Source organism: Lysobacter sp. KIS68-7 (genome assembly GCF_021284745.1).
Classification (GTDB): Bacteria; Pseudomonadota; Gammaproteobacteria; order Xanthomonadales; family Xanthomonadaceae; genus Noviluteimonas.
Genome location: NZ_CP089925.1, coordinates 1,701,309 through 1,726,479, shown reverse-complemented (window position 1 = coordinate 1,726,479; position 25,171 = coordinate 1,701,309). Strand labels below are relative to the sequence as shown.

Annotated in this window: 23 protein-coding genes; 12 read left to right on the top strand and 11 right to left on the bottom strand. The window is 67.3% G+C overall.

Annotated elements, in window-relative coordinates; translation table 11 throughout:
• The first annotated feature begins 192 nt into the window (after nucleotides 1-192).
• On the top strand, nucleotides 193-1,794 hold the full coding sequence (locus LVB87_RS08300) for a M4 family metallopeptidase (protein ID WP_232897520.1): 1,602 nt from the start codon (nucleotides 193-195) through the stop codon (nucleotides 1,792-1,794).
• Between the two features lie 54 nt (nucleotides 1,795-1,848).
• On the opposite strand, the gene LVB87_RS08295 is transcribed toward LVB87_RS08300, so the two are convergent.
• Both LVB87_RS08295 and LVB87_RS08290 read right to left on the bottom strand, forming a co-directional pair.
• A complete protein-coding gene (locus tag LVB87_RS08295) occupies nucleotides 1,849-3,318 on the bottom strand; it encodes a DUF418 domain-containing protein (protein WP_232897519.1) in 1,470 nt (489 codons plus the stop codon).
• Between the two features lie 160 nt (nucleotides 3,319-3,478).
• The gene (locus LVB87_RS08290; RefSeq protein ID WP_232897518.1) at nucleotides 3,479-3,973 is read right to left on the bottom strand and encodes a peptidylprolyl isomerase; all 495 of its coding nucleotides are present in this window, start codon (nucleotides 3,971-3,973) and stop codon (nucleotides 3,479-3,481) included.
• Between the two features lie 171 nt (nucleotides 3,974-4,144).
• On the opposite strand from LVB87_RS08290, the gene LVB87_RS08285 reads away from it, so the two are divergent.
• Both LVB87_RS08285 and LVB87_RS08280 read left to right on the top strand, forming a co-directional pair.
• On the top strand, nucleotides 4,145-4,639 hold the full coding sequence (locus LVB87_RS08285; protein WP_232900516.1) for a C40 family peptidase: 495 nt from the start codon (nucleotides 4,145-4,147) through the stop codon (nucleotides 4,637-4,639).
• A 153-nt stretch (nucleotides 4,640-4,792) separates the two neighbouring features.
• Entirely contained in the window at nucleotides 4,793-5,482 is a 690-nt protein-coding gene (locus tag LVB87_RS08280; RefSeq protein ID WP_232897517.1) for a C40 family peptidase, read from the top strand.
• A gap of 54 nt (nucleotides 5,483-5,536) precedes the next feature.
• On the opposite strand, the gene LVB87_RS08275 is transcribed toward LVB87_RS08280, so the two are convergent.
• Nucleotides 5,537-6,028, bottom strand: coding sequence for an acyl-CoA thioesterase (locus LVB87_RS08275; RefSeq protein WP_232897516.1), 492 nt, complete (start codon nucleotides 6,026-6,028; stop codon nucleotides 5,537-5,539).
• A gap of 110 nt (nucleotides 6,029-6,138) precedes the next feature.
• Here LVB87_RS08275 and LVB87_RS08270 point away from each other — a divergent pair, with 110 nt between their 5' ends.
• Nucleotides 6,139-6,570, top strand: coding sequence for a hypothetical protein (locus LVB87_RS08270; protein WP_232897515.1), 432 nt, complete (start codon nucleotides 6,139-6,141; stop codon nucleotides 6,568-6,570).
• Nucleotides 6,571-6,581: 11 nt separating this feature from the next.
• The gene (bla, locus tag LVB87_RS08265; RefSeq protein ID WP_232897514.1) at nucleotides 6,582-7,478 is read left to right on the top strand and encodes a subclass B3 metallo-beta-lactamase; all 897 of its coding nucleotides are present in this window, start codon (nucleotides 6,582-6,584) and stop codon (nucleotides 7,476-7,478) included.
• 3 nt (nucleotides 7,479-7,481) lie between these two features.
• Here the strand turns inward: bla and LVB87_RS08260 are convergent, their stop codons facing one another.
• Both LVB87_RS08260 and LVB87_RS08255 read right to left on the bottom strand, forming a co-directional pair.
• Nucleotides 7,482-7,934 (bottom strand): GNAT family N-acetyltransferase, encoded by a 453-nt coding sequence (locus LVB87_RS08260; RefSeq protein ID WP_232897513.1) that lies wholly within the window; start codon nucleotides 7,932-7,934, stop codon nucleotides 7,482-7,484.
• Nucleotides 7,931-9,259, bottom strand: coding sequence for a dicarboxylate/amino acid:cation symporter (locus tag LVB87_RS08255; protein ID WP_232897512.1), 1,329 nt, complete (start codon nucleotides 9,257-9,259; stop codon nucleotides 7,931-7,933). Before LVB87_RS08255 ends, LVB87_RS08260 begins: the two co-directional genes overlap by 4 nt.
• A gap of 162 nt (nucleotides 9,260-9,421) precedes the next feature.
• Between LVB87_RS08255 and LVB87_RS08250 the strand changes: the two genes are divergently transcribed.
• Nucleotides 9,422-11,050 carry an alkaline phosphatase gene (locus tag LVB87_RS08250; protein ID WP_232897511.1) on the top strand — a complete coding sequence of 543 codons (1,629 nt, stop codon included), beginning with the start codon at nucleotides 9,422-9,424 and terminating at the stop codon, nucleotides 11,048-11,050.
• Here LVB87_RS08250 and LVB87_RS08245 read toward each other — a convergent pair.
• On the bottom strand, nucleotides 11,047-11,637 hold the full coding sequence (locus LVB87_RS08245; RefSeq protein ID WP_232897510.1) for a class I SAM-dependent methyltransferase: 591 nt from the start codon (nucleotides 11,635-11,637) through the stop codon (nucleotides 11,047-11,049). The genes LVB87_RS08250 and LVB87_RS08245 overlap by 4 nt on opposite strands.
• Before the next feature lie 44 nt (nucleotides 11,638-11,681).
• Between LVB87_RS08245 and LVB87_RS08240 the strand changes: the two genes are divergently transcribed.
• Entirely contained in the window at nucleotides 11,682-12,107 is a 426-nt protein-coding gene (locus LVB87_RS08240) for a CopD family protein (RefSeq protein ID WP_232897509.1), read from the top strand.
• A 21-nt stretch (nucleotides 12,108-12,128) separates the two neighbouring features.
• On the opposite strand, the gene LVB87_RS08235 is transcribed toward LVB87_RS08240, so the two are convergent.
• The 3 genes from LVB87_RS08235 to LVB87_RS08225 all read right to left on the bottom strand — a co-directional run bounded on the left by LVB87_RS08235 (nucleotide 12,129) and on the right by LVB87_RS08225 (nucleotide 14,183).
• Nucleotides 12,129-13,052: a sensor domain-containing protein gene (locus LVB87_RS08235; RefSeq protein WP_232897508.1), complete on the bottom strand. Its 924-nt coding sequence runs from the start codon at nucleotides 13,050-13,052 to the stop codon at nucleotides 12,129-12,131.
• Nucleotides 13,049-13,420 (bottom strand): PadR family transcriptional regulator, encoded by a 372-nt coding sequence (locus LVB87_RS08230; protein ID WP_232897507.1) that lies wholly within the window; start codon nucleotides 13,418-13,420, stop codon nucleotides 13,049-13,051. Before LVB87_RS08230 ends, LVB87_RS08235 begins: the two co-directional genes overlap by 4 nt.
• Nucleotides 13,421-13,544: 124 nt before the next feature.
• The gene (locus LVB87_RS08225) at nucleotides 13,545-14,183 is read right to left on the bottom strand and encodes an arylesterase (protein WP_232897506.1); all 639 of its coding nucleotides are present in this window, start codon (nucleotides 14,181-14,183) and stop codon (nucleotides 13,545-13,547) included.
• A 93-nt stretch (nucleotides 14,184-14,276) separates the two neighbouring features.
• Here LVB87_RS08225 and LVB87_RS08220 point away from each other — a divergent pair, with 93 nt between their 5' ends.
• The 4 genes from LVB87_RS08220 (at nucleotide 14,277) to LVB87_RS08205 (ending at nucleotide 18,856) form a co-directional block, all read left to right on the top strand.
• Nucleotides 14,277-14,990: an ABC transporter ATP-binding protein gene (locus tag LVB87_RS08220; RefSeq protein WP_232897505.1), complete on the top strand. Its 714-nt coding sequence runs from the start codon at nucleotides 14,277-14,279 to the stop codon at nucleotides 14,988-14,990.
• On the top strand, nucleotides 14,987-17,488 hold the full coding sequence (locus LVB87_RS08215) for an FtsX-like permease family protein (protein WP_232897504.1): 2,502 nt from the start codon (nucleotides 14,987-14,989) through the stop codon (nucleotides 17,486-17,488). The genes LVB87_RS08220 and LVB87_RS08215 overlap by 4 nt, the downstream gene beginning before the upstream one ends.
• A gap of 148 nt (nucleotides 17,489-17,636) precedes the next feature.
• A complete protein-coding gene (locus tag LVB87_RS08210; protein ID WP_232900515.1) occupies nucleotides 17,637-18,455 on the top strand; it encodes a peptidylprolyl isomerase in 819 nt (272 codons plus the stop codon).
• Nucleotides 18,456-18,556: 101 nt separating this feature from the next.
• Nucleotides 18,557-18,856, top strand: a complete 300-nt coding sequence (locus tag LVB87_RS08205) for a hypothetical protein (RefSeq protein ID WP_232897503.1) — start codon at nucleotides 18,557-18,559, stop codon at nucleotides 18,854-18,856.
• 33 nt (nucleotides 18,857-18,889) lie between these two features.
• Here the strand turns inward: LVB87_RS08205 and LVB87_RS08200 are convergent, their stop codons facing one another.
• Nucleotides 18,890-19,783, bottom strand: a complete 894-nt coding sequence (locus tag LVB87_RS08200) for a DUF2785 domain-containing protein (RefSeq protein ID WP_232897502.1) — start codon at nucleotides 19,781-19,783, stop codon at nucleotides 18,890-18,892.
• 101 nt (nucleotides 19,784-19,884) lie between these two features.
• Between LVB87_RS08200 and LVB87_RS08195 the strand changes: the two genes are divergently transcribed.
• Nucleotides 19,885-21,699, top strand: coding sequence for a DUF885 domain-containing protein (locus LVB87_RS08195; RefSeq protein ID WP_232897501.1), 1,815 nt, complete (start codon nucleotides 19,885-19,887; stop codon nucleotides 21,697-21,699).
• Between the two features lie 3 nt (nucleotides 21,700-21,702).
• Here the strand turns inward: LVB87_RS08195 and LVB87_RS08190 are convergent, their stop codons facing one another.
• Nucleotides 21,703-24,819, bottom strand: a complete 3,117-nt coding sequence (locus LVB87_RS08190) for a DUF748 domain-containing protein (protein ID WP_232897500.1) — start codon at nucleotides 24,817-24,819, stop codon at nucleotides 21,703-21,705.
• Between the last annotated feature and the right edge of the window lie 352 nt (nucleotides 24,820-25,171).

The following is a 25,171-nucleotide window of genomic DNA, read 5'->3' as shown; positions in this document are numbered from 1 at the left end:
ATGACATTGCAGAGCTTTCCGGGCGACCTGCGCAACCGGGCCGCCTTCCCCCGGCGCCCCGCCCGCCAGCCCCGCAGCGCAGCGCCGATTGTCGCAGTGCAGCGTGACGTCCGTCACAGATTGGTCCGACTCTCGGGTCGGGCGCCCCGGAGGGCGCCCTTCCTTTCCTTTGCCACATTTCGAGGGTTTCGCATGTCACGGACTCGCACGCTCACCTTCGCCATCACCCTGGCGCTCGTCTCGGGAACTGCCGCGGCCGGGAAGGCCGACCATCCCGCCGTCGGCCGCGCGCTCGGCCTGATCGACGGCCACGCCGCCGCCTTCAACCGCAACGCCTCCGACGCTTTCGCCGTCAAGGATGTCGTGGTCGACGCCAACGGCACCGAACACGTTCGCTTCGAACGCACCTATCGCGGCATGCCGGTGATCGGCGGCGACTTCGTCGTGCATTCGCGCAACGGCGTCCTCAAGTCGACCAGCCAGACCCTGAAGACCGCGGTCCGCCCGGGCCTGGCCGCGCGCATTTCCGGCGACGACGCGACGATCGCCGCGGGCGCCGACTTCGGCACCGGCTTCGACGGCATGCGTGCCGCGAGCAAGGTCATCTATGCCCGCAACACCACGCCGCGCCTGGCCTATGAAGTGGTGTTCACCGGCACGAAGAAGGACCAGACGCCGACCGAGATGCACTATTTCATCGATGCCGCCAACGGCCGCATCCTCGACAAGTGGGACATGGTGCATACGGCGAAACCCGGGGGTGGCGGCGGCGGTGGCGGCACGCCTGCGGTCGGCACCGGTCGCTCGCTGATTTACGGCAACGTCACGCTGAACACCGCGGGCTCGGGCAACAGCTTCAACATGACCGACACCACGCGCGGCGGTGGCGCCACCTACGACGGCAACAACGTCGGCTACCAGACGGCGGCGCGCCGCGCGGTGCTGTTCACCGACAGCGACAACACCTGGGGCAACAACGCCCTGTCCGATCGCGCGACGGTCGCGGCCGATGCGCATTTCGGTGTCGCGACCACGTGGGACTACTACAAGACGACCTTCGGCCGGAACGGCATCTTCAACGACGGCAAGGGCGTGAAGAGCTACGTGCACGTCGGCAACGGCTGGGTCAACGCCGCGTGGTACGCCAATGCGATGTACTACGGCGACGGCGGCGGCAGCTACGTCCCGCTGGTGGCGATCGACGTCGCCGGCCACGAGATGAGCCATGGCGTGACGCAGGCGACTTCGGGTCTGGCCTACTCCGGCGACTCGGGCGGCCTGAACGAAGCGACCTCGGACATCTTCGGCACGATGGTCGAGTTCTTCGCGAACAACGCCTTCGATACGCCGGACTACGAGATCGGCGAAAAGATCTACGCCTCGAACCCGAACAACACCAAGGCGCTGCGCTACATGTTCAAGCCGAGCGCGGCGGACAACGGTGCCTCCTACGATTGCTATCCGGCCGGTGGCTTGGGCGGCGTCGATCCGCATTACTCGTCGGGCCCGGCGAACCACTTCTTCTACCTGCTCGCAGAGGGCGCCGTCTCGCCATCCGGTTTCAACTTCACCCCAGGCCAGCTCGTGTGCAACGGCGACACCGGCGTGACCGGCATCGGCCGCGACAAGGCCCAGCGCATCTGGTATCGCGCGCTCGACCTGTACTTCACCTCGAGCACGAACTATCCGCAGGCGCGCGCGGCCACGCTGTCGGCGGCGGCGGACCTGTACGGCAGCGGCTCGGCGGAATACGCCGCGGTCGCGCGTGCATGGAGCGCCGTGTCGGTGAACTGACCGGGAGGGAGCGACAGGAAACGGCCCGCATGCGGGCCGTTTTCTTTTGCGGGGTCACGCCGGCTGCAATCGCTCCAGCCGCATCGACGGCGCGCGCAGGTAGGTGATCGCCCGCCACACCCACTCCATCGGGCCGTAGCGGAAGCGCGAGAGCCACAGGTGGCATGCGGCCAGCAGCACGGCGAACACCACGACGCAGAACACCAGTTGCATCGCGCGCCCCATGCCGTACCACCCCAGCCCGTAGCCGTAGAACACCGTCGTGCCGATCACCGACATCGTCAGGTACACGGTCAGCGCCATGCGCCCGGCCGGCGCGAAAAGCGCCATGAAGCGGGTGAAGCGCGGCGAATGGAACAGCAGCACGATCGCCGCCACGTAGCCGAGGCATGCAGGCAACGCGGCCACCATGCCCAGGCCCATCGAGAAGGTGTACAGCGCGTCGTTGACACCCTTGACGTGCGTCGTGGCGATCGCGGCCGCCACGATGGTCAGGCCGATGCCGAAGGGAATGCCGAACATCGCGAGCTTGCGATACAGGTCGAGGTGCATGCCGGGCTGGGTCATCAGGCCGGAGCGGATGAACCACGCGCCTAGCAGGAACATGCCGAGCACGAAGAACAGCGCGAAGAAGACGTGCTGTCCTGCCGTCTGCGGAAATTCCTGGAGGCGGAACGCAACGTTTTCAGCATAGGTGCCGCGCGAAGTGATGCGCGTTTCTTCGGCAACCTTGTCCGCGTGTTCCTTGCGTGCTTTCGCGGCTTCGGCGAGGTCCTTGCGCACCTGCGCCTTTTCGGCCGGCGTGTGCGCGTCCTTCAAGGCGATGCGATCGCGTTCGACCTGGGTTGTCTGCGGCGTGACGAGGCCACCGATCATCATGCCCATGCACGGCAACAGGAACAGCGTCAGGCCTGCGTTGCGCAAGCCGTTCGCGGGCCACTTGCGGATCGCCCAGGCCACCAGTCCCAGCGTCAGGACCGGCACGCCGATGCCGAGCAACGGCGCCCAAACCACCTGGTCGTACCCTGCGAGCTTCGCGCCACCGAACACCGCGGCACCCAACAACGCCACGCCCGCAACCCACAACATCGCCTTCGGCTTCGCATGGAAGACGATCAGCAGGAAGGCCGCGCCCATCGCGTAGTCGAACAGGATGTCGCCGTTCCACACCAGCACGGCATGCAGGAAACCGAACAGCGCCAGCGCGAGCGTGCGGCGCACGTAAGGCCCCAGGAACGGACGCCCCGCCGCATGCGCGCGCGAGAGCATCACCGCAAAGCCCATGCCGAACAGCAGCGAGAACATCGTCCAGAACTTGCTGCGGATGAACACGTGGACGAACCAGCCGGCCCAGTAGTCGATGCCGGTGACGCCTTGCGGAAGTCCGACGTCGAGTTCGGAGATCGGGCGGTTGAACCACTCGATGTTCATCAGGAAGATGCCGAGCAGGGCGACGCCGCGGATGACATCGAGCGTCGTGATGCGTTCGTTGACGGCCACCGGCGTGAAGCGTGCGTCCGACATGGAAACTCCTGCGCGAGTGGCCGCATTAGCGCACGCACGGGAGCGGCCGTCAGCGGCCGGAAGTCACTGAACCGGCGGCACCCCTGCCCCGACGCGCAGCCCATCAACGCGAACGGCCCGCATGCGCGGGCCGTCCGGAGGTGTCGCCTTGCGGGGCCGATCAGTGCTCGTGGCCGCCTTCGCCATGCACGTGGCCGTGCTGGAGTTCTTCTTCGCTCGCCTCGCGCACGTCGACGATGTCGACGTCGAAGTGCAGGTCCTTGCCGGCCATCGGATGGTTGAGGTCGACATCGACCACGCTCATGCCGACCTTCTGGATCGTCACCGCGCGAGGACCGAAGTTGGTGTTGAGCACGACCTGCATGCCCGGCGCCAGGCGCTGTTCGCCGAAGTGCTTCTTGGGGATGCGCTGGCTCAGGCCTTCGCGCACTTCGCCGTAGGCATCGGCGGCGGCGACGTCGGCGGCGAACGAATCGCCCGCTTCCTTGCCTTCCATCGCCTTCTCCAGGCCCGGGATGATGTTGCCGTGGCCGAACAGGATGGCGAGCGGCTCGCGGTCCTTCGACGATTCGATCGGCGTTTCGCCGGCCTCGTGGGCATTGCGTTCGTTGACGGTGTAATGGAAACGGACGACGCGGTCTTTTTCGATCTTCATTGGGGGTCCGGGCCCAGCATCGGGCGGCAGGGGGCGCTTGCTAGCGCCGCGTGAAAGCGGCCACACTCCTCGGCGATGAAGCCAGAACAGCGTGCGGCCTGCGGGGCCGCGCATTATCCCGGCAAGGCCCGGCCCGCGCCAGCGCGGGGGCCTCTCGCTTTCCTTCTTCTCCTGTCGGTGTGTGCGCTGCTCACGGCATGCGGTGGTGGCGAAGCCGTGCGTTCGAACGCGCCCCCGAAGTCGGTGGCGATGCCGCGCACCTGGCCGGTGGTGCCGCCGGAAGATCCCGAACACGCGAACGCGGTGCTGATGCGCGCCATCGGCCTGGTCGGCACGCCCTACCGTTACGGCGGCAATACGCCGGAGGGCGGCTTCGACTGCAGCGGCCTGGTCAACTATGTCTTCCGCGACATGGCCAACGTGAAGTTGCCGCGCACCGCGCGCGACCTGGCGGCCTCGCAGGGTCCGCGCATCGCGCCCGAACGCCTTGCGGCCGCCGACCTGGTGTTCTTCGCCAGCGGCGGCGCGGTCACGCACGTGGGCATCTATGTCGGCGAAGGCCGCTTCGTGCATGCGCCGAGCACCGGCGGCACGGTGCGCCTGGACCACCTCGATGGCCCGTACTGGCGGGACCACTACAGCGGCGCCCGACGGGTCCTGCACTGAGCGCATTCATGTGAAAGCGGTCGCGGCCGATCGTCGCTGAATGCACAAAGTCGAGCAAAAACGGGCACTTGTTCACAGCGCCCTAACGAAATCTGAACCTTCACCCCCTCATCAAACGGTAAGGTCGCTCGGTCTTCAAACCGTGATGACCTCGTGACGACCGACGACCTGACCGCAGGCCAGCCCGCCGCCACCCGTGCATTCCGCCAGCGCGTCCGCGTTGGCGCGCTTCGTTTGCTTTGCTGCGCGGCGCTTTGCGCCGGTGGCACTTCCGTTGCTTTCGCACAGACCGCGCCGTCCGCCGATGTCTCGACGCAGGCCGTGGCGGCCACCGCCATTGCCGCTGCGCCGGCCGCCGCCAACCGCACCACGCACGTCCGCCCGATCTTCGGCGACCTGTCCGACCTCGCCGATGCGGAGCCGGGTTCGACGGTGCAGTTGGACAGCCTCGGCAAGCCGCGCCTGACCGATCGCATCCAGAACGTCCTCACCAAGGCGATGACGCTGCTCGGCACGCCGTATCGCTGGGGCGGTGAATCCACCGACGGCTTCGACTGCAGCGGCCTGGTTGGTTACGTCTACCGCACCGTGCTCGGCATGGACCTGCCGCGCGTGTCGCGCCAGATGGCGCAGAGCGGCGAAGCGGTCAACGACCGTGCCGCGCTCGCCCCGGGCGACCTGGTGTTCTTCGGCCTGCGTGGCCGCGTGAGCCATGTCGGCATCTATGTCGGCGAAGGCCGCTTCCTGCACGCGCCGAGCCGCGGCAAGGACGTCCGCGTGGACAGCCTGTATTCCTCTTACTGGAGTGGCCGTTACCTCTCGGCCCGCCGCGTGGCGATGTAATCGTCGTCGCAACGCCGCTCTTCCGAAGGCCGCCGCAAGGCGGCCTTCTGCGTTTCAGGGCAGGTCTTCGGGCGTGATGCGCGCGACCGTTTCCTCGATGCCCTTGCTCAGGGTCATGACCTTCTCGGCGTAGTCCGACAAGCGGCGGTCGGAATCGCTGTCGGCTTTCCACGACGGCACGGCGACCGCCTTGCCTTCCACCCCATCGAGCGCGACGAACACGATGATGCAGTGCGTGCACAGGCGCGAGTCGCCGCCCATGGGATCGCGCGCGCGCACCTCCACCAGGAAGTTCATCGAGGTGGTGCCGGTGCGCACGAGCGTCGCCGACACGGTGACGAGGTCGGAGATGCGCACCGGCGCGACGAAGCGGATGCCGCCCACCGCCACCGTCACGCAATAGCGCCCGCTCCATCCGACCGCCGCGGCGTATCCGGCCTGGTCGATCCACTTCATCACCACCCCGCCATGCACCTTGCCGCCGTAGTTGACGTCGGTGGGTTCGGCGAGGAATCGGAGCGTCAGGGAGCGCGCGTGGCCGGCCATGGCGGCGAGTCTACGCCTGCGCCGGATCAACGCCGGTTTCATGCGGGCGCCCGCTTGCGGACCCCGCGACGGCGCCGCATGCTGGCTGCATTCCACGGCGGAACGGATCGATGCTCCAGGCCATCCTGCGTTGGTTGCTCGGCGTGCTGGCAGGCGCGGTCGTGACCTTCCTCGTGATCATGGGCGTCGAATGGATGGGGCACCGGATCTATCCCCCGCCGCCGGGCCTCGACCCGGCCAACACCAACGACATGGCGACGCTGATCGCCACCGCCCCGATGGGGGCGCTCGTCGCGATCGTCGTCGCGTGGGTGCTGGGCGCGTTCGCCGGTGGCGCCGTCGCTGCGTGGATCTCGCGCACCTGGCCGAGGTCGGCGGCGATCGTGGTCTCGCTCGTGGTGCTCATCGGTGTCGTGGGCATGATCCTGATGATGCCGGGCCATCCGACGTGGATGGCTGCGCTCGGCCTGATCCTTCCCGTTCCGTCTGCATTGCTCGGCGCGTGGCTCGCAAGGCCGCGTCGCGCCTCGTCTTCCCCCTGAAGGGCTCCCCCATGCGCCATCGCTTCGGGACGCAGCGCGTCCCCGCTTTCGCCTTCGCGATTTCCGTGCTCGCCTGCGTCTCCGCGTTCGCCGCCGATGCGAACAAGGCGCCCCTGCTTCCGCCATCCGGCCGTTACGAAACCGACGACGCGTGGCGCCAGCCCGTCGCGCCGTTCCGCATCGCCGACCACACCTGGTACATCGGCACCGAAGGCTTGAGTGCGTTGCTGATCGACACGCCGCAAGGCGCCGTGGTGATCGACGGGGGCCTGGCGCAAGCCGCCGACATGCTGCTCGCGCACGCACGCACGGTTGGCGTGGCGCCGGACAAGATCCGCTGGCTCCTGCATTCGCACGCGCATGCCGACCACGCGGGCGCACTCGCCGCACTCAAGCGCGCGACCGGCGCGCGCGTGGCCACCAACGCCGAGTCCGCCGCGATCCTCGCGCGCGGCGGCACCGACGACATCCACTTCGGCGACAGCCTCACCTTCCCGCCCGTGCAGACCGATCGCTTCCTGCAGGATGGCGAGGCGGTGCAGATCGGCGACATCGCGCTCGTCGCGCATTTCACGCCGGGCCACACGCCGGGCAGCCTGAGCTGGACGTGGACCGACACGCGCGACGGCAAGCCGGTGCGCATCGCCTACGTCGACAGCCTGAGCACACCGGGCTACAAGCTCGTCGACAATCCGCGCATCCCGCGCATCGTGGATATGTACAAGGTGAGCTTCGCGACCGTGCGCGGCCTGCCGTGCGACGTGCTGCTCACACCGCACCCGGATGCGAGCGGCTGGACGCCGGGCGCGAAGAACGCGCATCCCCGGCCGATGACGTGCACGGCCTACGCGGACAAGGCGGAAAAAAACTTCGACGCGGAACTCGCGAAACAACGCGCGGCGCGCTGATCCCTACTTCGGCTGGAGGTGCGCCGTGCTGCGCACCCCGCCGGCTTCCATCACGTATTCCATGTTGACCGCGACGGGCGCGCTTTCGACGAAGCCGAACTTCGCATACAGGTGCTTCGCATCGCCGTCGGCCACCAGCGTGACGTAGGCCGACGGCGGCACGTTGCGCTGCAGCCACGCGTCGAGCGCGGCCACGATGCGCTTGCCGAGCCCGCGCCCCTGCAGATCCGGCACAACGGCGATGTCGACGACGGTGAAGAAACACCCGTTGTCGCCGATCACGCGCCCCATGGCGACGATCTGGCCATCGCGCTCCAGGCGGACGCCGTAGAGGGTGTTCGGCAACGCGCGCGCCGCGGCCTCGCGGGTCTTTTCGTGCATGCCGGCGGCGGCACGCAGGCGCAGGTAGTCGTCGACGTCCGGAAAGCGTTCGACGAGGACGATGTCATCGGTCATGCCGGTTCTTCCGCCGCATCCTCGAGCGCGAAATCGCGCGGCGGACCATCGTACACCTTGCGATCCAGCAGTCCGGTTTCCTGCGCCACCAGCACCGGCACCACCATTTGCCCGGTGACGTTGGTCATCGTGCGCATCATGTCGAGCACGCGGTCGATCGCGTACAGGTACCCGATCGCTTCCAGCGGCAGGCCCGCGGCGCTCAGCACCACGGTGGCCATGATCACCGCCGTGCCCGGCACGCCCGCAGTTCCGAAACTGCCGAGCACCGACGCAAGCGCGATGGTCACGTACGTGCCCGGCCCCAGTTCGATGCCCGAGTACTGCGCGATGAACACTGCCGCGAGTGCCGGATAGATCGCGCCGCAGCCATCCATCTTGATGCTCGCGCCCAGCGGCACGGCGAATGCGGCGTAGTCCTTGTCCACGCCATGGTTGCCCACGACGCTGCGCAGCGAGACCGGCAAGGCACCGAAGCTGCTCGACGCGACGAAGCCGACTTGCATCGCCGGCGCCGCGCCGCGGAAGAACTTCCACGGATTCAATCCGTGCACCAGCAACAGGCTGCCGTACACGACCACGATCTGCACGATGCACGCGATGAACAACGCGATCACGAAGTTGCCCAGCGGCAACAGCTTTTCGAAGCCGTACGCGCCGACCAGCCCCGCGATCAAACCGAAGGTGCCCAGCGGCGTGAATTCCAGGACGAAGCGCGTGACCTGGATCATCATCTCGTTCGCTTCGCCCGCGAGCTTGCGCAGGCCTGCGGTCTTCTCGCCGAGCCTGACGAAGGCGAAGCCGATCAGCGCCGCGAAGAAGATCACCTGCAGGATCGTGCCGTTGCTCGGCACGATCACGCTCGTACCGTCCGCGGTCTTCGCCGCCGTGGTCGCCGACAACGCGCGGAAAGGATTCTGCGGCACGATGTTGAACAACACGTCGAGCGGCCCGGGCACCTCCTTCGGCGTGTAATCCGACGCGACCTGCAAGGCACCGACACCGAAGCCTGGCTTCACGATCCAGCCCACCGCCAGGCCCACGCAGACCGCGAGCACCGCAGTGACGGCGAACCACGCGAAGGTGCGCCCGGCGAGCGCCGCGATCGACTTCTGACCGTGCAACGCACCGACCGCATTGATCACCGCGAACAACACCAGCGGGATCGCGATCATCTTGATCAGGTTGACGTAGACATCGCCCAGCGGCTCGAACCACGTCGCGGCCTGCGGCCCCAGCAGCCAGCCGGCCAGCGCGCCCAGGGCGAAGCCGCCGAGCACGCGCTGCCAGAAGGGAATCCTCAACCACGCCGACACAAGGGCCATCACACCACGCCATCCGGAAACACGAAGGAGCGACCATACCGGCCCGGGACGGCGGGTTCGACCGCACAGGCAGAACACCGGTGTGCCGCAATGCGCAACGGTGCGTCATTTCGCAACGTTTGCGCCGTTATCATCGGCGGCCCTTCGCAGTTTCCTGAACGCATGCGCGCATTTGCCCTCGCGACCTGTGCCTCCTTCCTCGCCGCGTGCGCCACGCAGGCGCCGGTCCCCGCATCGATGGCCGCGCACACCGGCGATGTCCTCGCAGTCGACGTCCCCACCGTCGCCCATCCCGACGGCGAAACAGCCGCTTGGTGGTATCGCTCGGGCGCCGCGCGCGCCGCGGGCAACGGCGCGATGGCCGGACGCGCGCGCAACGTGATCATTTTCCTGGGCGATGGCATGAGCCTGCCGACGGTCGCCGCCGCGCGCATCCTGGAAGGCCAGCGCCACGGGCATCCGGGCGAAGAGAACCAACTCTCCTTCGAAACCTTCCCGAACACCGCGCTGAGCCGCACGTACAACACCGATTACCAGACGCCGGATTCGGCGGGCACGATGACGGCGATCGCCACGGGCGTGAAGACGCGCCTGGGCGTGATCGGCATCGGCCCGGCGGCACGTCGCGGCAATTGCGCGGAAGCGGATGCGAATCCGCTGTTGAGCATCGTCGAACTCGCGGAGAGCGCGGGCCTGTCGACCGGTGTGGTCACCACCACGCGCCTCACGCATGCAACGCCTGCCTCCGTGTTCGCGCACGGCCCCGATCGCAATTGGGAGGACGACAGTTACCTGCCTCCCGCAGCCGCCGCAGCGGGATGCCACGATCTCGCGCGGCAGTTCCTCGAGTTCGGTTTCGGCGACGGCATCGATGTCGCGCTCGCCGGCGGCCGAGCGAAGTTCACGCCGAACACGCTCGCCGACATCGCCGATCCTTCGGTGAAGGGCCTGCGCAAGGACGGCCGCAATCTCGTCGCCGAATGGCAGGCACGGCATCCGAACGGCGCGTATGTCTGGAACGAATCGCAGCTCGAACAGACGAACGCGCCGCAAGTCCTCGGCCTGTTCGCGCCGCAGCACCTGCCCTACGACGCGGACCGCAAGGCCGGAGACCCGACGCTCGCACAGTTGACCACCGCCGCATTGCGCCTGCTCCAGCGCAAGGACAAGGGCTTCGTGCTCGTCGTCGAAGGCGGCCGCATCGACCACGCCCACCACGACGGCAACGCACGTCGCGCGCTGGAGGAAACCATCGCCTTCTCCGATGCGATCCGCGCCGCCGACGAAGCGACCTCGGATGACGACACGCTCATCCTGGTCACCGCCGACCACGCGCACACGATGTTCTTCGCCGGCTATCCCAAGCGCGGCAATCCGATCCTCGACAAGGTCCGTGGCATCAGCGGCGAGGACAGCAAGGGCGGCGAGTACGCGCTCGACAAACTCGGCCTGCCTTACACGACGCTCGGCTATGCGAATGGCCCGGGTTACGTTGCGCCGAAGCCTGGCCAGCCGCGTCCCGACCTCACGCACGTGGCGACGGACGAAGAGGACTACCTGCAGGAATCCCTCATCCCGCTCGGCGCGGAAACGCACGGCGGCGACGATGTCGGCGTGTGGGCGAAGGGGCCCGGTGCGAGCGCGGTGCGCGGCAGCGTCGAGCAGAACGTGCTCTTCCATTTCCTCGTGCAGGCGACGCCCGCGTTGCGCGAACGCCTCTGCAAAGCCGGCACCTGCAACGCAGACGGCGTGCCGGTCGAATTGCCGACGCCGGCTGCGTTCAAGCCTTAGGAAATCTCGAGCGCCGTCGCCCGCTCGCGCAGCGCGGGCGACAGCCACAGGTGCGAACCCACCTGCGCAAAGCCCACTGCGTCGAAACGCTTGCGATAGAAGGACGCAGGCCGCTGCTGGAAGTCATGCTCGTCGCCGACGGCCTTGTCCTCGCGCGCGAAGGTTTCCAGGAATGCGACGCCGCCGCACAGTTCGGCCAGGCCCGGCAACCCGCGATCCAGTTCCTTCGTCGACAGGTAATGCAGCACGTCGCTGCACACCAGCAGGTCCACCGGCGCGCAGGGGCGCAGGTGTTCGAAGTCGCCGAAGCGTGCCAGGTGCAACTGGCGGCTGCGGCCATAGCGCCGCACCGCGTACTCGCTGGAATCAAAGCCGAGGTAGCGCAGCCCCGGCCGCAGCTTCAGCAGCGGCGCGCGCCACACCGCTTCGCCCGCGCCGATGTCCAGCACCGTGCGGATGGGGCGTTCGAGGTGGTATTCGGCGGCCGCCACGGCGAGCGCCACCTTGCGCGCGAGCCGCGCTCGGTCGCCGATGCCGCCCAGGCGGTACCAGCGGTCGAAGTAAGCCTGATCGTATTGTTTGTGCATCGTGCGATCCTACCGCGCATCGCCCACCTGCCCCCGAGTCGCCGATGGCTGCCTACTTCTGGATCAAGACCGCCCACGTCGTGTTCGTCATGGCCTGGCTGGGCGGCGTGTTCTACCTGCCGCGCATCCTGGTGAACATCGCCGAGGCCGGCGACGTGCCCGCCGTGCGCGATCGCCTGGTGCTGATGGGCAAGCGCCTGTATCGCTTCGGCCACATGATGTTCGGCTTCGCCTTCGCGATGGGCCTGATGCTGTGGCTGTACTTCGGCATCAAGGGGCCGTGGTTGCACGCGAAGCTCGGGCTCGTCGTGCTGATGCTCGTGCACTACACGGTGGGCGGGCGCTGGCTGAAGGGCGTGGAGAAGGGCAAGCCCCTGCCCTCGTCGAAAGCGCTGCGCTGGTTCAACGAGATCCCCGTGCTCCTGCTCGTCTTCATCGTCTACCTGGTGCTCGCGAAGCCAGCGTTCTGACTTCGCGAGCGATGCACCGGGTCAGGCGTACTGCGCCGACTTCACCAGCAGGTGCTTGGCGAACAGGCCGTGCATCTTGCCCATGCCGCGCACCAGGTGCAGCGTGCCGAACAGCAGCGCCACGCCGAAGACGAACACGATCGGGTATTCCCACCAACCCAGCGTCGACGAGACCAGGTGGTCGTCGAGGTACCAGTTGTCGAAGGCGCCGAACCCCAGCAGTACGGGCGCGACGATGCACGACACGGCAGTGGTGAGCAGCGTCACGCTGAGCGTGAAGTACAGGATGCCCAGCGGCAGCATCGCGACCATGTAGAGCACCGTCGACCACGTGCGCGGGTCGGTGAACATGTCCTTGATGCGTTCCATCCACGTCTTGCCGCGCGAGGTGTAGAGCGGGCGGCGCGGCATGCGTTCGCCGAGCATCGCTTCCACGATGCGGCCTTCCACCAGCGAGAGCAGGCGCACCGAGCCGAGGAACAGGATCGCGAACGGGATGCCGACGATCAGCACCGCCAGGCCCGCCGACAGCGAGAGGCCCGTGACCACCCAGGTGAAATAGAAGATGCCGGTGGCCAACGCGAGCACCGAGTAGAACAACGCGCCGTAGGTGCGCGGATCGGCGGCGACGCCGAAGAAGCGCCCCAGCGGGGTCGAACGCGGCGCGGGCTTCGGCGCGCGCAATGCAGTCTGCACGCGCACTTCGGTGTCGCGATAGATCTCCGCGACTTCATGCGGTGCGCCGTAGCTGCTCGCCACCGACGCGATCACTTCCGCTTCCGATTGCTCGGGGTGTTCGCCGAGTTCCGAGCGCAGGTACTCCTCGGCGTCGTAGAGCGCGTCCTGCACGAGCGCCGGATCGGCGCCCGACAGCGCGGCGCGCAACTGGTCGAGGTATTCGGGGATGGAATGCGGCAGCGGCAGGCCGTTGGACGGGGCATTCATGGCAGGAGTCCTTCGAGGACGGAGTCGACGGATGTGCGGGTGGCGCGCCAGGCAGCGGCCCATTCGGAAAGCGCGGTGCGGCCCGGCTCGGTGATTTCGTAGTAACGCCGCGGCGGACCGGCGACGGAGGGTTCGACATGGCTGCGCAGGAAGCCGGCCGATTCCAGGTTGCGCAGCACCGGGTACAGCGCGCTCTGCTTGCCGCTGAGCACGCCTTCGCCGCTGCGTTCCAGGGTCTTGGCGATCTGGTAGCCGTACATCGGGCCCGGCGCGGCGGCCAGCACGGCCAGCAGCGCCAGCGAGACAGTGCCGGCACTCAGTTCCCGCTGGAATTTGCGCAGGGCCAGGTCGAGGGTTTCGCGGTCCATGGGGGCAGGTCCACTAGGTTGAAGCGCAGACTAGTGTCTGGTTCGGTATAGCGGATGTGCCGGTAGTAATGGGTCCGCAGTAATGGGTCCGCAGTAATGGGTCCGGGTCAGAGGCCCCCCGGGCCTACTTCAGCAGCGGGGCCAGCGCCTTCCACACATGGTCGCGGATCGCGGGCTGGGCGCTCGCGACCGGATGCATGTTGTCTTCCTGAAAGTTGGCGCGGTCGGCCACGATCGGCTCCAGCAGGAACGGGACCAGCGGCACCGCGTGCTGCTTCGCGAGCGCGGTGTAGTTCGCGGCGAAGCCCTGCGTGTAATCGCGCCCGTAGTTCGGCGGCATGTGCATGCCGACGAGGAGGACGCGGGCCTTCGCGGCCTTGGACGCCTGGATCATGCGATCGAGGTTGGCTTTCGTCTGCGCGAGCGGGAGGCCGCGCAGGCCGTCGTTCGCCCCGAGGGCAATCACGACGATTTGGGGATGAAGGCGCTTGAGTTCCGCATCGATGCGTGCCGCGCCGCCCGACGTCGTTTCTCCGCTGATGCTCGCATTCACCACGCGCCAGTCCGGATTCGTCTTCGCCATGCGCACGCCGGTGAGCGATACCCAACTCTGGGAGGCCGCGATGCCGAAGCCCGCGGACAGCGAATCGCCCATCACCAGCACGGTCTTCGTCGTCGCGGGTGCGGCCTTCACGGGGCCTGATGCGCGCACCGGAGTAGTAACGAGCAAGGCCAACGCAAGCCATGCGAGCGCGGCCGCCATGACCATCCGCCATTGAATCCCTGTAACGCGTGCCGCATAAGTCGACGTCATCTCAGCCTTCCCGAGGTACGACACTCCGGTGTCGATCACAGCATGGCCGATTCAAGCAGACCCGGCGCTGAAACGCGCGTGCACACACCCCTCGCCCTCGAGGTCCGCGGCCTCGGCAAGCGCGTCGCGCTGCCCGACGGCGAGCTGACCATCCTCGAAGACGTGGACTTCACGGTCGAACGCGGCGACGCCATCGCGATCGTCGGCGCCTCGGGGTCGGGCAAGAGCACCCTGCTCTCCCTGCTCGCCGGGCTCGATACGCCGACCACCGGCACCGTGCTGCTCGACGGCGCGCCGCTGTCGACGCTGGATGAAGACGGGCGTGCGAAGGTGCGTGGCGAAAAAGTCGGCTTCGTGTTCCAGAGCTTCCAGTTGCTGCCCACGCTGACCGCACTGGAGAACGTCATGTTGCCGCTCGAACTGCGCGGCGATCCCGATGCGATGGGCCCGGCCCGCCGCATCCTCGAAAAGGTCGGACTCGGCGCGCGCCTCGGCCACTATCCGCGCCAGCTCTCCGGCGGCGAACAACAGCGCGTTGCGCTCGCGCGCGCCTTCGTCACCCGGCCGTCGCTGCTGTTCGCCGACGAACCCACCGGCAACCTCGACACGCACACGGGCCAGGCGATCATCGACCTGCTCTTTTCGTTGAACGCAGACGCGGGCACGACGCTCGTGCTCGTCACCCACGACGAACACCTCGCCGCGCGCTGCCGCCACGCGATCCGCCTCGACAGCGGGCGCCGGGTGGACGCGTGAATCCCTGGTCGCTCGCCTGGCGCCAGTTGCGGCGCGATTTCGCGTCGGGCGACGTGCGCATCCTGTTCGTGGCGGTGGTGCTCGCCGTGGTCGCGATCACCTCGGTCGGCTTCGTGACCGACCGCGCCGAACGCGCACTCGCGCAGGAATCGAACCGCCTGCTCGGCGGCGACGCAGCGGTGCGGGGCGATGCCCCCATCGCGGGCGTCGTGCGCAAGGCCTCCAACGCCTCCGGCCTGCAGCACGCCGAAACCCTCGAGTTCCGCAGCATGCTGCGCGTCGGCGACAACCTGCAGCTCGGCGAATTGCGCGCACTCGACGCGCAGTACCCCTTGCGTGGCGAATTCCAGCTCGTCGATCGCATCGGCGGCCCGGAACGCAGCGTCCGCGGCGGTCCGGCACGCGGCACGGCGTGGATGAGCGTGTCCGGCGCGCAGACGCTCGGTGCGAAAACCGGCGACACCATCGCGATCGGCGACGCGCAATTCCGGATCGCGGCGCTCATCGCGCAGGAGCCCGACGTCGCCTTCGACTACTTCGACGCCGCACCGCGCGTCGCCATCACGCTCGCCGACGTGCCTGCGACCGGCCTCGTGCAGGAAGGCAGCCGCGTGCGCTATCGCCTCGTCGTCGCAGGCGATCCTTCGGCGGTCAAAGACTTCACCACGCTGGCGCGTGCGAACCTCGAGCGCGGCCAACGCCTGGAAACCATCGAGGATGCGCGACCCGAAGTGCGCTCGGCGCTCGACCGCGCAGGCCGCTTCCTCGGGCTCGCCGCGCTCGTGTCGGTCATCCTCGCCTCCATTGCCGTCGCGATGGCCGCGCGTCGCCACAGTGCGCGCCACCTCGACGGCAGCGCGGTGATGCGTTGCCTGGGTGCGAGCCAGCGCACGCTGGTGCTGGTGCACCTCGGCGAGTTGTTGTGGCTCGGCTTGTTCGCTTGCACGGCGGGCGTTGCAATCGCGTTCGCGCTGCAATGGGGCGTCGGCGCGTGGCTCGCGCGCACGCTCGATGTCGCGATCCCGCCAGCGGGCATCGTTCCGGCCCTGCAGGGCTACGCGGTCGGGCTCGTCGTGCTGTTCGCCTTCGGTGCACCGCCGGTGCTCGCCTTGCGCCGCGTGCCGGCCTTGCGCGTCTTGCGTCGCGACCTGGATCCCACCGAGCCGAGTGCTTGGCTGGTCGGTATCGCCGGACTGGCAGGTCTGGCTGCGTTGCTGTGGTGGAAGGCCGGTTCGCCGGCGCTCGCCACCGCGATGCTCGGAGGCATCGGCGTCACGTTCGCCGTCCTTGCCTTCCTGGCATGGGCGCTGATCCTCGGCGTGCGCGGCGTGCGCGGGCGTTTGCGCGGCAGTTTGCGTTACGGGTTGGCGAACGTCGGTCGCCGTGCGGGCACCGCCGTGGCGCAGATCTCAGCGCTCGGCATCGGATTGATGGCGCTGCTCCTGCTGACGTTCGTGCGCACCGACCTGCTCGATCGCTGGCAGGTCTCGCTCGCTTCGAGTGCACCCAATCGCTTCATCATCAACGTGCAGCAGGACCAGTTGCAGCCCGTGCGCGATTTCATGGCGCGCCAGGGCCTGCAGGCGCCCACGATGTATCCGATGGTCCGCGGGCGCCTGCAGGCGCGCAACGGCAAGGCCATCACGCGCGCGAGCTTCCCCGACGATCCGGACATGCAACGTCGCGCGGAACGCGAGTTCAACCTCTCCTTCGCGAGCACGCTGCGCGACGACAACCGCATCGTCGAAGGCCGCTTCTGGGGAAACACGACGCCGAAGTCGCCCGAGTTGTCGGTCGAACAGAAATTCGCCGACTCCTTCGGCTGGAAACTCGGCGACCACCTGGTCTTCGATATCGCCGGGCAACGCTTCGCGGGCACGATCACCAGCCTGCGCGACGTGAGCTGGGACAGCTTCCAGCCGAACTTCTTCGTCATCGCCTCGCCCGGTTCGCTTGAGCAGTACCCGGCGAGCTGGATCACCTCCGTGAACGTGCCGACGTCGAAGACGCCGCGCTTCACCGCCGACACCGTGGCCGCGTTCCCCAACCTGACGGTCATCGACATCGACGAAGTGCTCAAGCAGGTGCGCAGCACGGCGGATCGGGTGTCGAAGGTGGTGCAGGTGGTCTTCTGGTTCTCGCTCGCCGCGGGCGTGCTGGTGTTGCTCGCCGCGATCAGCGCGAGCCAGGACGAACGATTGCTCGAAGGCGGCGTGATGCGCGTGCTCGGCGGCAGCCGGCGGCAGTTGCGGCTGGCGCAGGCGTCGGAGTTCGCGGCGCTTGGCTTGTTGTCGGGGCTGGTCGCGGCCATCGCGGCTTCGCTGCTCGCGGGCGTCGTGGCCACGCGCGTGTTCGACCTCCCCTGGTCGCCGAACTGGACGCTCGCCGCGGTGGGCGGTGCAGTCGGCATGCTCGCGGCGCTCGCCACGGGCCTGTTCGCCACGCGCCGCGTGCTCGATGCACCGCCCTCGGTCACCTTGCGCGAATTGCAGAACTGACCGGCCGGCGGGCTAGACTCCGGCGCATCCATTCGCCGGAGCCGTCCCGATGTCGAAGCGTCCCCTGGTCCTTGCCCTCGCCCTGACCCTGCTCACCGGTTCGGCGCTTGCGGCCGATCCGCCGAAGGAGAAGCCCAAGGTCGCGTCGATGCAGGACATCCTCGACGCCTCGCCCGCCTCCGACTGGCGCACGCTCGACCCGGCCCGCACGCTGTATCTCCAGTTGCCCACCGGTCGCGTGGTGATCGAGCTCGCGCCTGACTTCGCGCTCGAACACGTCGCCAACATCGCCACGCTCGCGAAGGAAGGCTATTGGGACGGGCTGTTCGTCATCCGTTCGCAGGACAACTACGTCGCGCAGTGGGGCGACCCGGAAGAAGACGAAGCGAAGAAGAAAAAGATCGGCACCGCGAAGCCGCACCTGCCGGCGGAATTCGAGCGCGACGCAAAGGGCGTGCCGTTCGTGAAGCTCCCCGACGTCGACGGCTGGGCGCCGGAAGTCGGTTTCTCCGGTGGCTTCCCCGCCGCGCGCGATCCGAAGGCCGGCAAGGCCTGGCTCACGCATTGCTACGGCATGGTCGGCGCGGGGCGCGATGTCGCCGCAGACAGCAGCGACGGCACGTCGCTGTATGCGGTCACGGGGCAATCGCCGCGCATGCTGGACCGCAACATCACGCTGGTCGGCCGCGTGGTGCAAGGCATCGAATTGCTGAGCGTGCTGCCGCGCGGCACGGGCCCGCTCGGGTTCTACGAGAAGCCGGAACAATACGTGCCGATCGTGTCGGCGAAACTCGCGAGCCAGGTGCCGGAGGCAGAGCGCACGCAACTCCAACTGCTGCGCACGGACAGCAAGACCTTCGAGACCGTCGTGGAATCGCGCCGCAACCGCCGCGACGAGTGGTACAAGCGTCCCGCCGGCCACATCGACCTGTGCAACGTGCCGCTGCCGGTGCGCGCGCCGAAGTGAGGGCTGCGATGGCGCGCGTCCGCCAGGCGCGCGCCATCACGCGTTGTTAGCTTGCCGCTGCCTAGCCTCGGAACCGTCCTCCGACTTCCGAGAGATCCGCGATGCCTACCCTGCGACTGCGTGTTACCGGCAGCGACGACGACACGCGCGCGATCATGAACCTGCTGCAAAGCCTCGACGGCATCGAGCACGTCGAGGAAGTCGCCGACCTCATGCCGCACATGGATGATTTCGACTCCAGTTCGGCCGGCCTCAGCGACCTGCGCAGCGGCGGGGACATCCACGAGGTCGAGATCGAAGCGCCCAACGATTCCACTGCACGCAAGGTGCGTGAGGCGGTGGAAGCGCTGGCGTTCGACCTCGACGTGCTCGCGGAATTCGGCGACGACGAGGACGAGTGATCGCGACGCTGGTTTGAACGACGCTGGCCTGAATCAGGGCACCGTCTTCAGCGCCGCAACGATGGGCGCTTCCAGCGCCTGCAGCGCAGGGTCCTCGCTGCGATCGGCTTCCAGGTACAGCCCGGTGAGGAACGCAAGCAGGTCGTGGCGTCGCGCAAGCCACGCTTCATCATTGTAGGCGAGCTTTTCGTCGCCAAGCTTCGGGGTCAGCGCCGTCAGCCACGTTTCCCACTGCGCGGGCGTGTACATGCCGCGCTTTGCGATGGCCAGCACCGGGCGTCCGAGCCGTCCCGGTTCGCCGAACACGTAGGCATGCGGCTTCTCCGGCACGACCTGCATCGCCACCGCGTCGAGGATGCGATCGAGCTGCTTGCCGTTGAGCGAGGGCATGAGCGCGAGCTGCAGCAGCCAGTCGCTGCCGTGCGCGACCCCGTGGCGCCAGCCGTCCTTGTTGTCGAAGCCGCGATAGTCGTCCACCGACGCGAGGTAACGCGTGGCGATCTCCACCATCTTGCTGCGCTCCTTCGGCTTCATCCATGGCTTGACGCGATCGGTGCGCGCGACTTCGGACAACACGAGCGCTGAAAACGGATGACGGAAGCCTTCCGGATCGTCGGCCTTCAGGCCTTCATACAAGCGATCGCGCAGGGTGCGCAGCGTGGCTTCGCTCAACGCGCCCTCGCGCATCCAGTGCGAAAACGCCTCGAATGCCAGGCCGTCGCGCAGCGCGGGATCCGGATCGCCCAGGCAATCCACCAGCCCCAACGCGAGCTTCTGCCGCGCCGCAGCATCGTCCATCGCGAACTTCGCGGCTTTCAGCGCCTCCAGCGATTCGCGCGTCTGGCCTTCCGGTGGACAGGCGGCCTGCGCTTGCAAGGCGACACACGATCCGAGCAACAACGCCACGACTGCGAGCGTCCTGCGCATGGCCTGGTCTCCGGGTTGCTGGCGGGCAGCCTAACAGGGGCCCGTGCGCGACGGCGTTCACCCCGCGTATGCTCGGCGCCTTTCCGCCCAGGACCGTCCCGATGCGCCGCAACATGCTCGCCGCTGCCCTCCTCGTCGCCACCCTCGCCGCGTGCCAGGGGCAGCAGGCATCCACGACGCCGGCCGAATCGACACCGGCCGCCGCCCCTGCAGCGTCCCAGGCCGATGCGCAGTTCGCCGAGCTTTCGAAGTTCTGGCTCGAAGGCTGGATGCAATTCAGTCCGGTCAGCGCCACGCAGATCGGTGATCACCGTTTCGACGGCGAGATCGATGACCTCAGCGAGGCGGGGCGCGGCAGCTTCGTGAACTTCAGCAAGGACGTGCTGAAGCGACTCGATGCAATCGACATGAAATCGCTCTCGCGCGAAAACCAGATCGATGCCCTCCTCCTTCGGAACCAGGCGCAATCGGACATCTGGACCATCGAAACGCTGCAATCGTGGGCCTGGGATCCGCAGGTCTACAACAGCCTCGCCGGCGGCGCGCTGTACAACCTCATGGCGCGCGACTACGCACCGATGCCGCAGCGCCTGAAATCGGCGACCTTGCGCATGCAGAAGATCCCCGCTCTGTTCGCACAAGCGCGCGCCAACCTCGACCCCGCGCGCGTGCCGCTGATCCACGCGCAGACCGTGGCGAAGCAGAACGCCGGCGTGCTCAGTCTGGTGGACACGTTCATCACGCCGAACGCCGACCAGCTGACGGGCGAAGACCGCAAGCAGCTCGATGCCGCCATCGCAGGCCTGAAGCAGGCCGTCGCCGAACAGCAGGTCTGGCTCGACAAGACGCTCGTGCCCAACGCGAAGGGCGACTTCCGCATCGGCCAGAAGCTGTACGACGAAAAGCTGCAGTTCGCGCTGATGTCCTCGCTCTCGCGCGCGGAGATCAAGACGCGCGCCGAATCCGAACTCACCCGCGTGCGTGCGCAGATGTACGACATCGCGCGCCAGGTGTTGAAGGACAAGCCGAACGCGCCGGCCTCGATGCCCGACAAGCCGACCGACGACGAACAGCAGAAGGCGATCGAAGCGGCGCTGGAACTGGCGTATGCCGACAAGCCCAAGCGCGAGGACGTCGTGGCCTTCGCCAAGCAGACGCTGGCCGATGCGACGAAGTTCGTGCGCGAAAAGGACCTGGTCACCGTGCCCGACACGCCGGTCAAGATCATCCTGATGCCGGAGTTCCAGCGCGGCGTGTCGGTGGCGTACTGCGATTCGCCGGGTCCGCTCGACAAGGGCCAGGACACCTACTATGCGATCTCGCCGATCCCCGACGATTGGGACGACAAGCAGGTCGATTCATTCCTGCGCGAATACAACACGCGCATGATCCACCTGCTCTCGATCCACGAAGCGATGCCGGGGCATTACCTGGAAGGCGCGCACTCGGCGGAGAACAAGGACGTGTTGCGGGGCGTGCTGCGCTCGGGCCTGTTCGCCGAAGGCTGGGGCGTGTACAGCGAGCGGATGATGGCCGACGCGGGCTACATGAACAACGACCCGCTCTTCCGCCTGGTGCAGCTCAAGTTCTACCTGCGCACCATCGGCAATGCGATCCTCGACCAGGGCGTGCATGTCGACCACTGGTCGCGCGAGCAGGCGATGGACCTGATGACGCGCCAGACCTTCCAGCAGGAGCGCGAAGCGGCGGGCAAGTGGGTGCGCGCGCAGCTCACGTCGGCGCAGTTGCCGACCTACTTCGTCGGCGTGTCGGAACACCTGGACCTGCGCAAGGCGATGGAAGCGAAGGAAGGCGACAAGTTCAACGCGAAGGCCTACCACGACCAGGTGTTGAGCTATGGCGCGCCGCCGGTGCGGTTCGTGCGGGAGATGATGTTGGGCGAAGAGATCAAGTAACCCTCACTCCAGCGCCAGCTCCATCCGGATCTTGTCGTCCTTCTCCTGCGTGGTCTTCGTCGTGTCGACGAAGACGCGCGTGGGATCGACCTTGCCGCTGGAGAGCAGCGCGTCCTGCACTTCCGAGGCGCGCGTCTTCGCGAGTTGATCCGCGGCCGTTGCGTTCGCGCGGAAACGCGGGCGCAGTTGTGCTTCGAGCCATTCGACTTCGGAATTGCGGCGTGCGGCCTTGCGTTCGTGGCGCGAGGGCTTGCCGGGTTCGACCTTCGCCTGCGCGGCACTCGCGACGGTTGCCGGCGATGGTGGCGCTGAAGCAAGCGCCGCTGCGCCGGTGGTCGCGGGCGGCGGCAAGGTCGTCGGCACAGCGCTGGACGCCGGCGCGTCGAGCACGACCTCTTCCTTCGCAGCGTCATTGAGCGCGATGTCGTTCTGCAGTTGCCCCGCCAGTTGCGAACGCTCGTCCTTCTGCGATTGCATCGTCGCCGCGTCCGGCACTTCGGGCCGTTTGCCGAACTCGCGGCGATACAGGTCCTCCAGCACGTTGATCTTGTCCTTGTCCTCCAGCTCCGCGTAAGGCGTGTCCGCACCACGCCTGCCCGTGCGGAACTCGGCCACCGCAGCCTGGAACGCCTGGTCGTCGAGCGCCGCCTTGTCGGTCGCGCTGACTGGGCCCGCCGGAATATCCAGGCGCAACTCGGGTCGCGCCGCGAGGCTGTCCGCCAGTTTCGGCAATGCGCCCTTCGCCTTGTCCGGCAACGTGGACGAACCCGGCGCGAAGTCGACGTACTGCGCGTCCTCCGCGCCCTGGAACAGCGACGCGAGCAACTTGAACGGCGCACTCACGATCTTGACGACGATGTTCTTGACGATCTGCCAGATGATCGGCCACAGGCGGAACTTCGGATCGTCGAGCGTGCCGGTGACGGGAACGTCGAGCGTGATGGTGCCGTTGCTGTCCTTCAACAGCGAGGTCGCAAGGCGCACCGGCAGGCTGACCTTCTCCTTGCTGTCCGTCGCCTCGCCCCATTTGAGCTGGTCGATGACGACATGGTGCTGCGCGACGAGGCGACGGTGGTCGATCTTGTAATCCAGCTCCGTCGTCAGCTTGCCTTTCGCGATGGCATAGCCCGCCCACTTACCCGAATACGGATTGAAGATGGGCAGCTCGATGTTGCGGAACTGCATGGCCATGTGCGTGCGTTCGTCGTAGACGAGCAGGTTGGCCGAGCCCTTGATGGTCACCGGCGAGTAGCGATTGATGACATGGCCTGAGAGATCGACCTGGCTGATCGTGCCCGGTGCCGTCGAAATATTCCCGATGCGCCCGCGCAACGCATCGATCTTCGCCTGAAAGTTCGGCTGGATCGAGAAGTCGGCGAACTGCAGCGTGCCATCGTCGAGTTTCACCTCGCCCACCTTCAGCGGCGGCAGCATGGACGCGGTCTTCCTTCCCGTTGCATGTGCTTGCGACGTGCCCGGCGTGGCGGCGACCATGTTGGTCGTCGTGGTCAGGTTGAGCTTGCCGCTCGGCGAGATCTCCACGCGCGCCACGGGTTGCTTGACGGTGATCGTGCGGATCGCGATGCGATCGGGCGAGGCCGCATAGTCGATGCCGCCGACATCCACGCGCGCCCACGCCAGGAACGGCCGACCGCTCGCCTTCTCCACCAGATCGAAGCGCGCGATGCTCGCATCGCCCTGGTACTCGAGTTCCGGCCCCGGCGCCTCGGCAGGCCGCAACACGACATGGCCTTTCGCACCGACCTCGCCCGAGCGCAGGTCGAGCGCCGGATAGTCCGGCAGGTAGGCCAGCAGCCCGCGCATCGGCAGCGCGGAAACGTCGACGTGCAGATCCGCGGAGAACGGATCCGGAACGACTGTCCCTTCGAGCGTGAGCGGCGCCTTGTCGTTGACCGTCGCGGTGACGGTGATCGGAATCCCGCGCTTCATGTCAAAGCTCACGCCACCCGCGGTCGCCACCAACCGTGACAGGTCGAACTTCGCCGCGGGCTTCACCGTGCGATCCTCGAACCGGATGTCCGCGCCCTCGATGCGCGCCTGCGCCACCTCCACGCTCCACTCGCCGCCCGGCGCCTGCTTCGCTTCCTCGATGACCTGGCCGGTGAACAAGCGGAACAAACTGATGTCGCCATTCGGCTCCATCCACGCCTCGACCTGCACGCCGTCCGCGCGCAACGCACCGATGCGGATCTCACGACGCGCGAGCGACAAGCGCGTATCGGTGACCGTCGCCGAGGGAATCACCACCCAATCCTCGTCCACCCCCTGCGCGCGCAGCCGCAGATCGCGCACACCGATCTTCGGCAGGTGCGCATCGAGCTGCATCCCACCCTGCTTCGGCAGCGAGAACGTGTAATCGCCGCCGAGCTCCACGCGCCCCGCCGGCAACCGGAACGGCAACAGATCGCCCACGAAATCCTCGATGGTCTTCGCCTGCAACCCTGCCAACGTGAAGCGCCCGGTCGACGCGACGGGCGTCAGCGACACATGCCCCTGCCACGACAACGCCTCCCCATCCTGGCTGCGCGCCTGCAACTGCGCATTGCCGCCTTCGGCCGTCGTGCGGAACTGCTTCAGGTTGAACGCGATGGGCGAAAACGACTTCGTCGGCGCCCGCTTCGTCCGCCGATCCGTGAAATCGACGCGCCCACCCCCGATCGTCAGATCCTCGACAAGAACCTTGGGCCACGGCTCGTTCGGATCCGTCTTGGGCAACAACTTCGCGAGATTCAGCGACCCGTCCGCCTCCAGAACCGTGCGCGCATACGGCCGGTCGAGCGTGACCTCCCGCAACACATGCATGCCCTTGAACAAGGAAACCGCCTGGTAGTCGGCCAAGAAATAACGCACACCGACGAGCGGCTTCCCCCGCTCCACCACCATCGCATCGCGCAATGTCAGCTTGAACGTGAAGGGATTAAACGTAACCTCGCCGAGTCGAAGCTCATCGTGCTTTTCCTGCACGTACTTCGTGGCCTGCGAACGGACGAGCCAAGGCACGCCCCAGAACCCAAGCGCTGCATAGGCCGCCAAGGCCAGGACCAGCAGCGTTGGAACCAGAACGAGCGGAGCAAGCAGCACTTTCCGCAGTGCGCCCATGCGCTTGAATCGCGCAGAGACAGTTATGCGCTTGTGACGGGGCAGTTACCGCCGAAGCGACACCCCATCAAATCGCGTCGAAGGCCCGCCACACGCCCCCATAGGCCCCAGAGCAAGGCCATGGATGGCCTTGCGCTCGCGACTTTGTGGGCAGGATGCCGCGTCAAGAGTTGCGACGGGGCCTATGGGGGCATGTGGTGGGCCGACCATCCGGAGCCGAGGCGGTTCGCCGCGCAACGATCGAATTGAGACGAGACCAAAACCCACAAGGGCTGTCGCGCAACAACCAAATCGCGAGCGTGCCGGATCGTCGCGGCGTTTGCCCCTTCTCGGAGCGTAAAAGCGCGCCCGG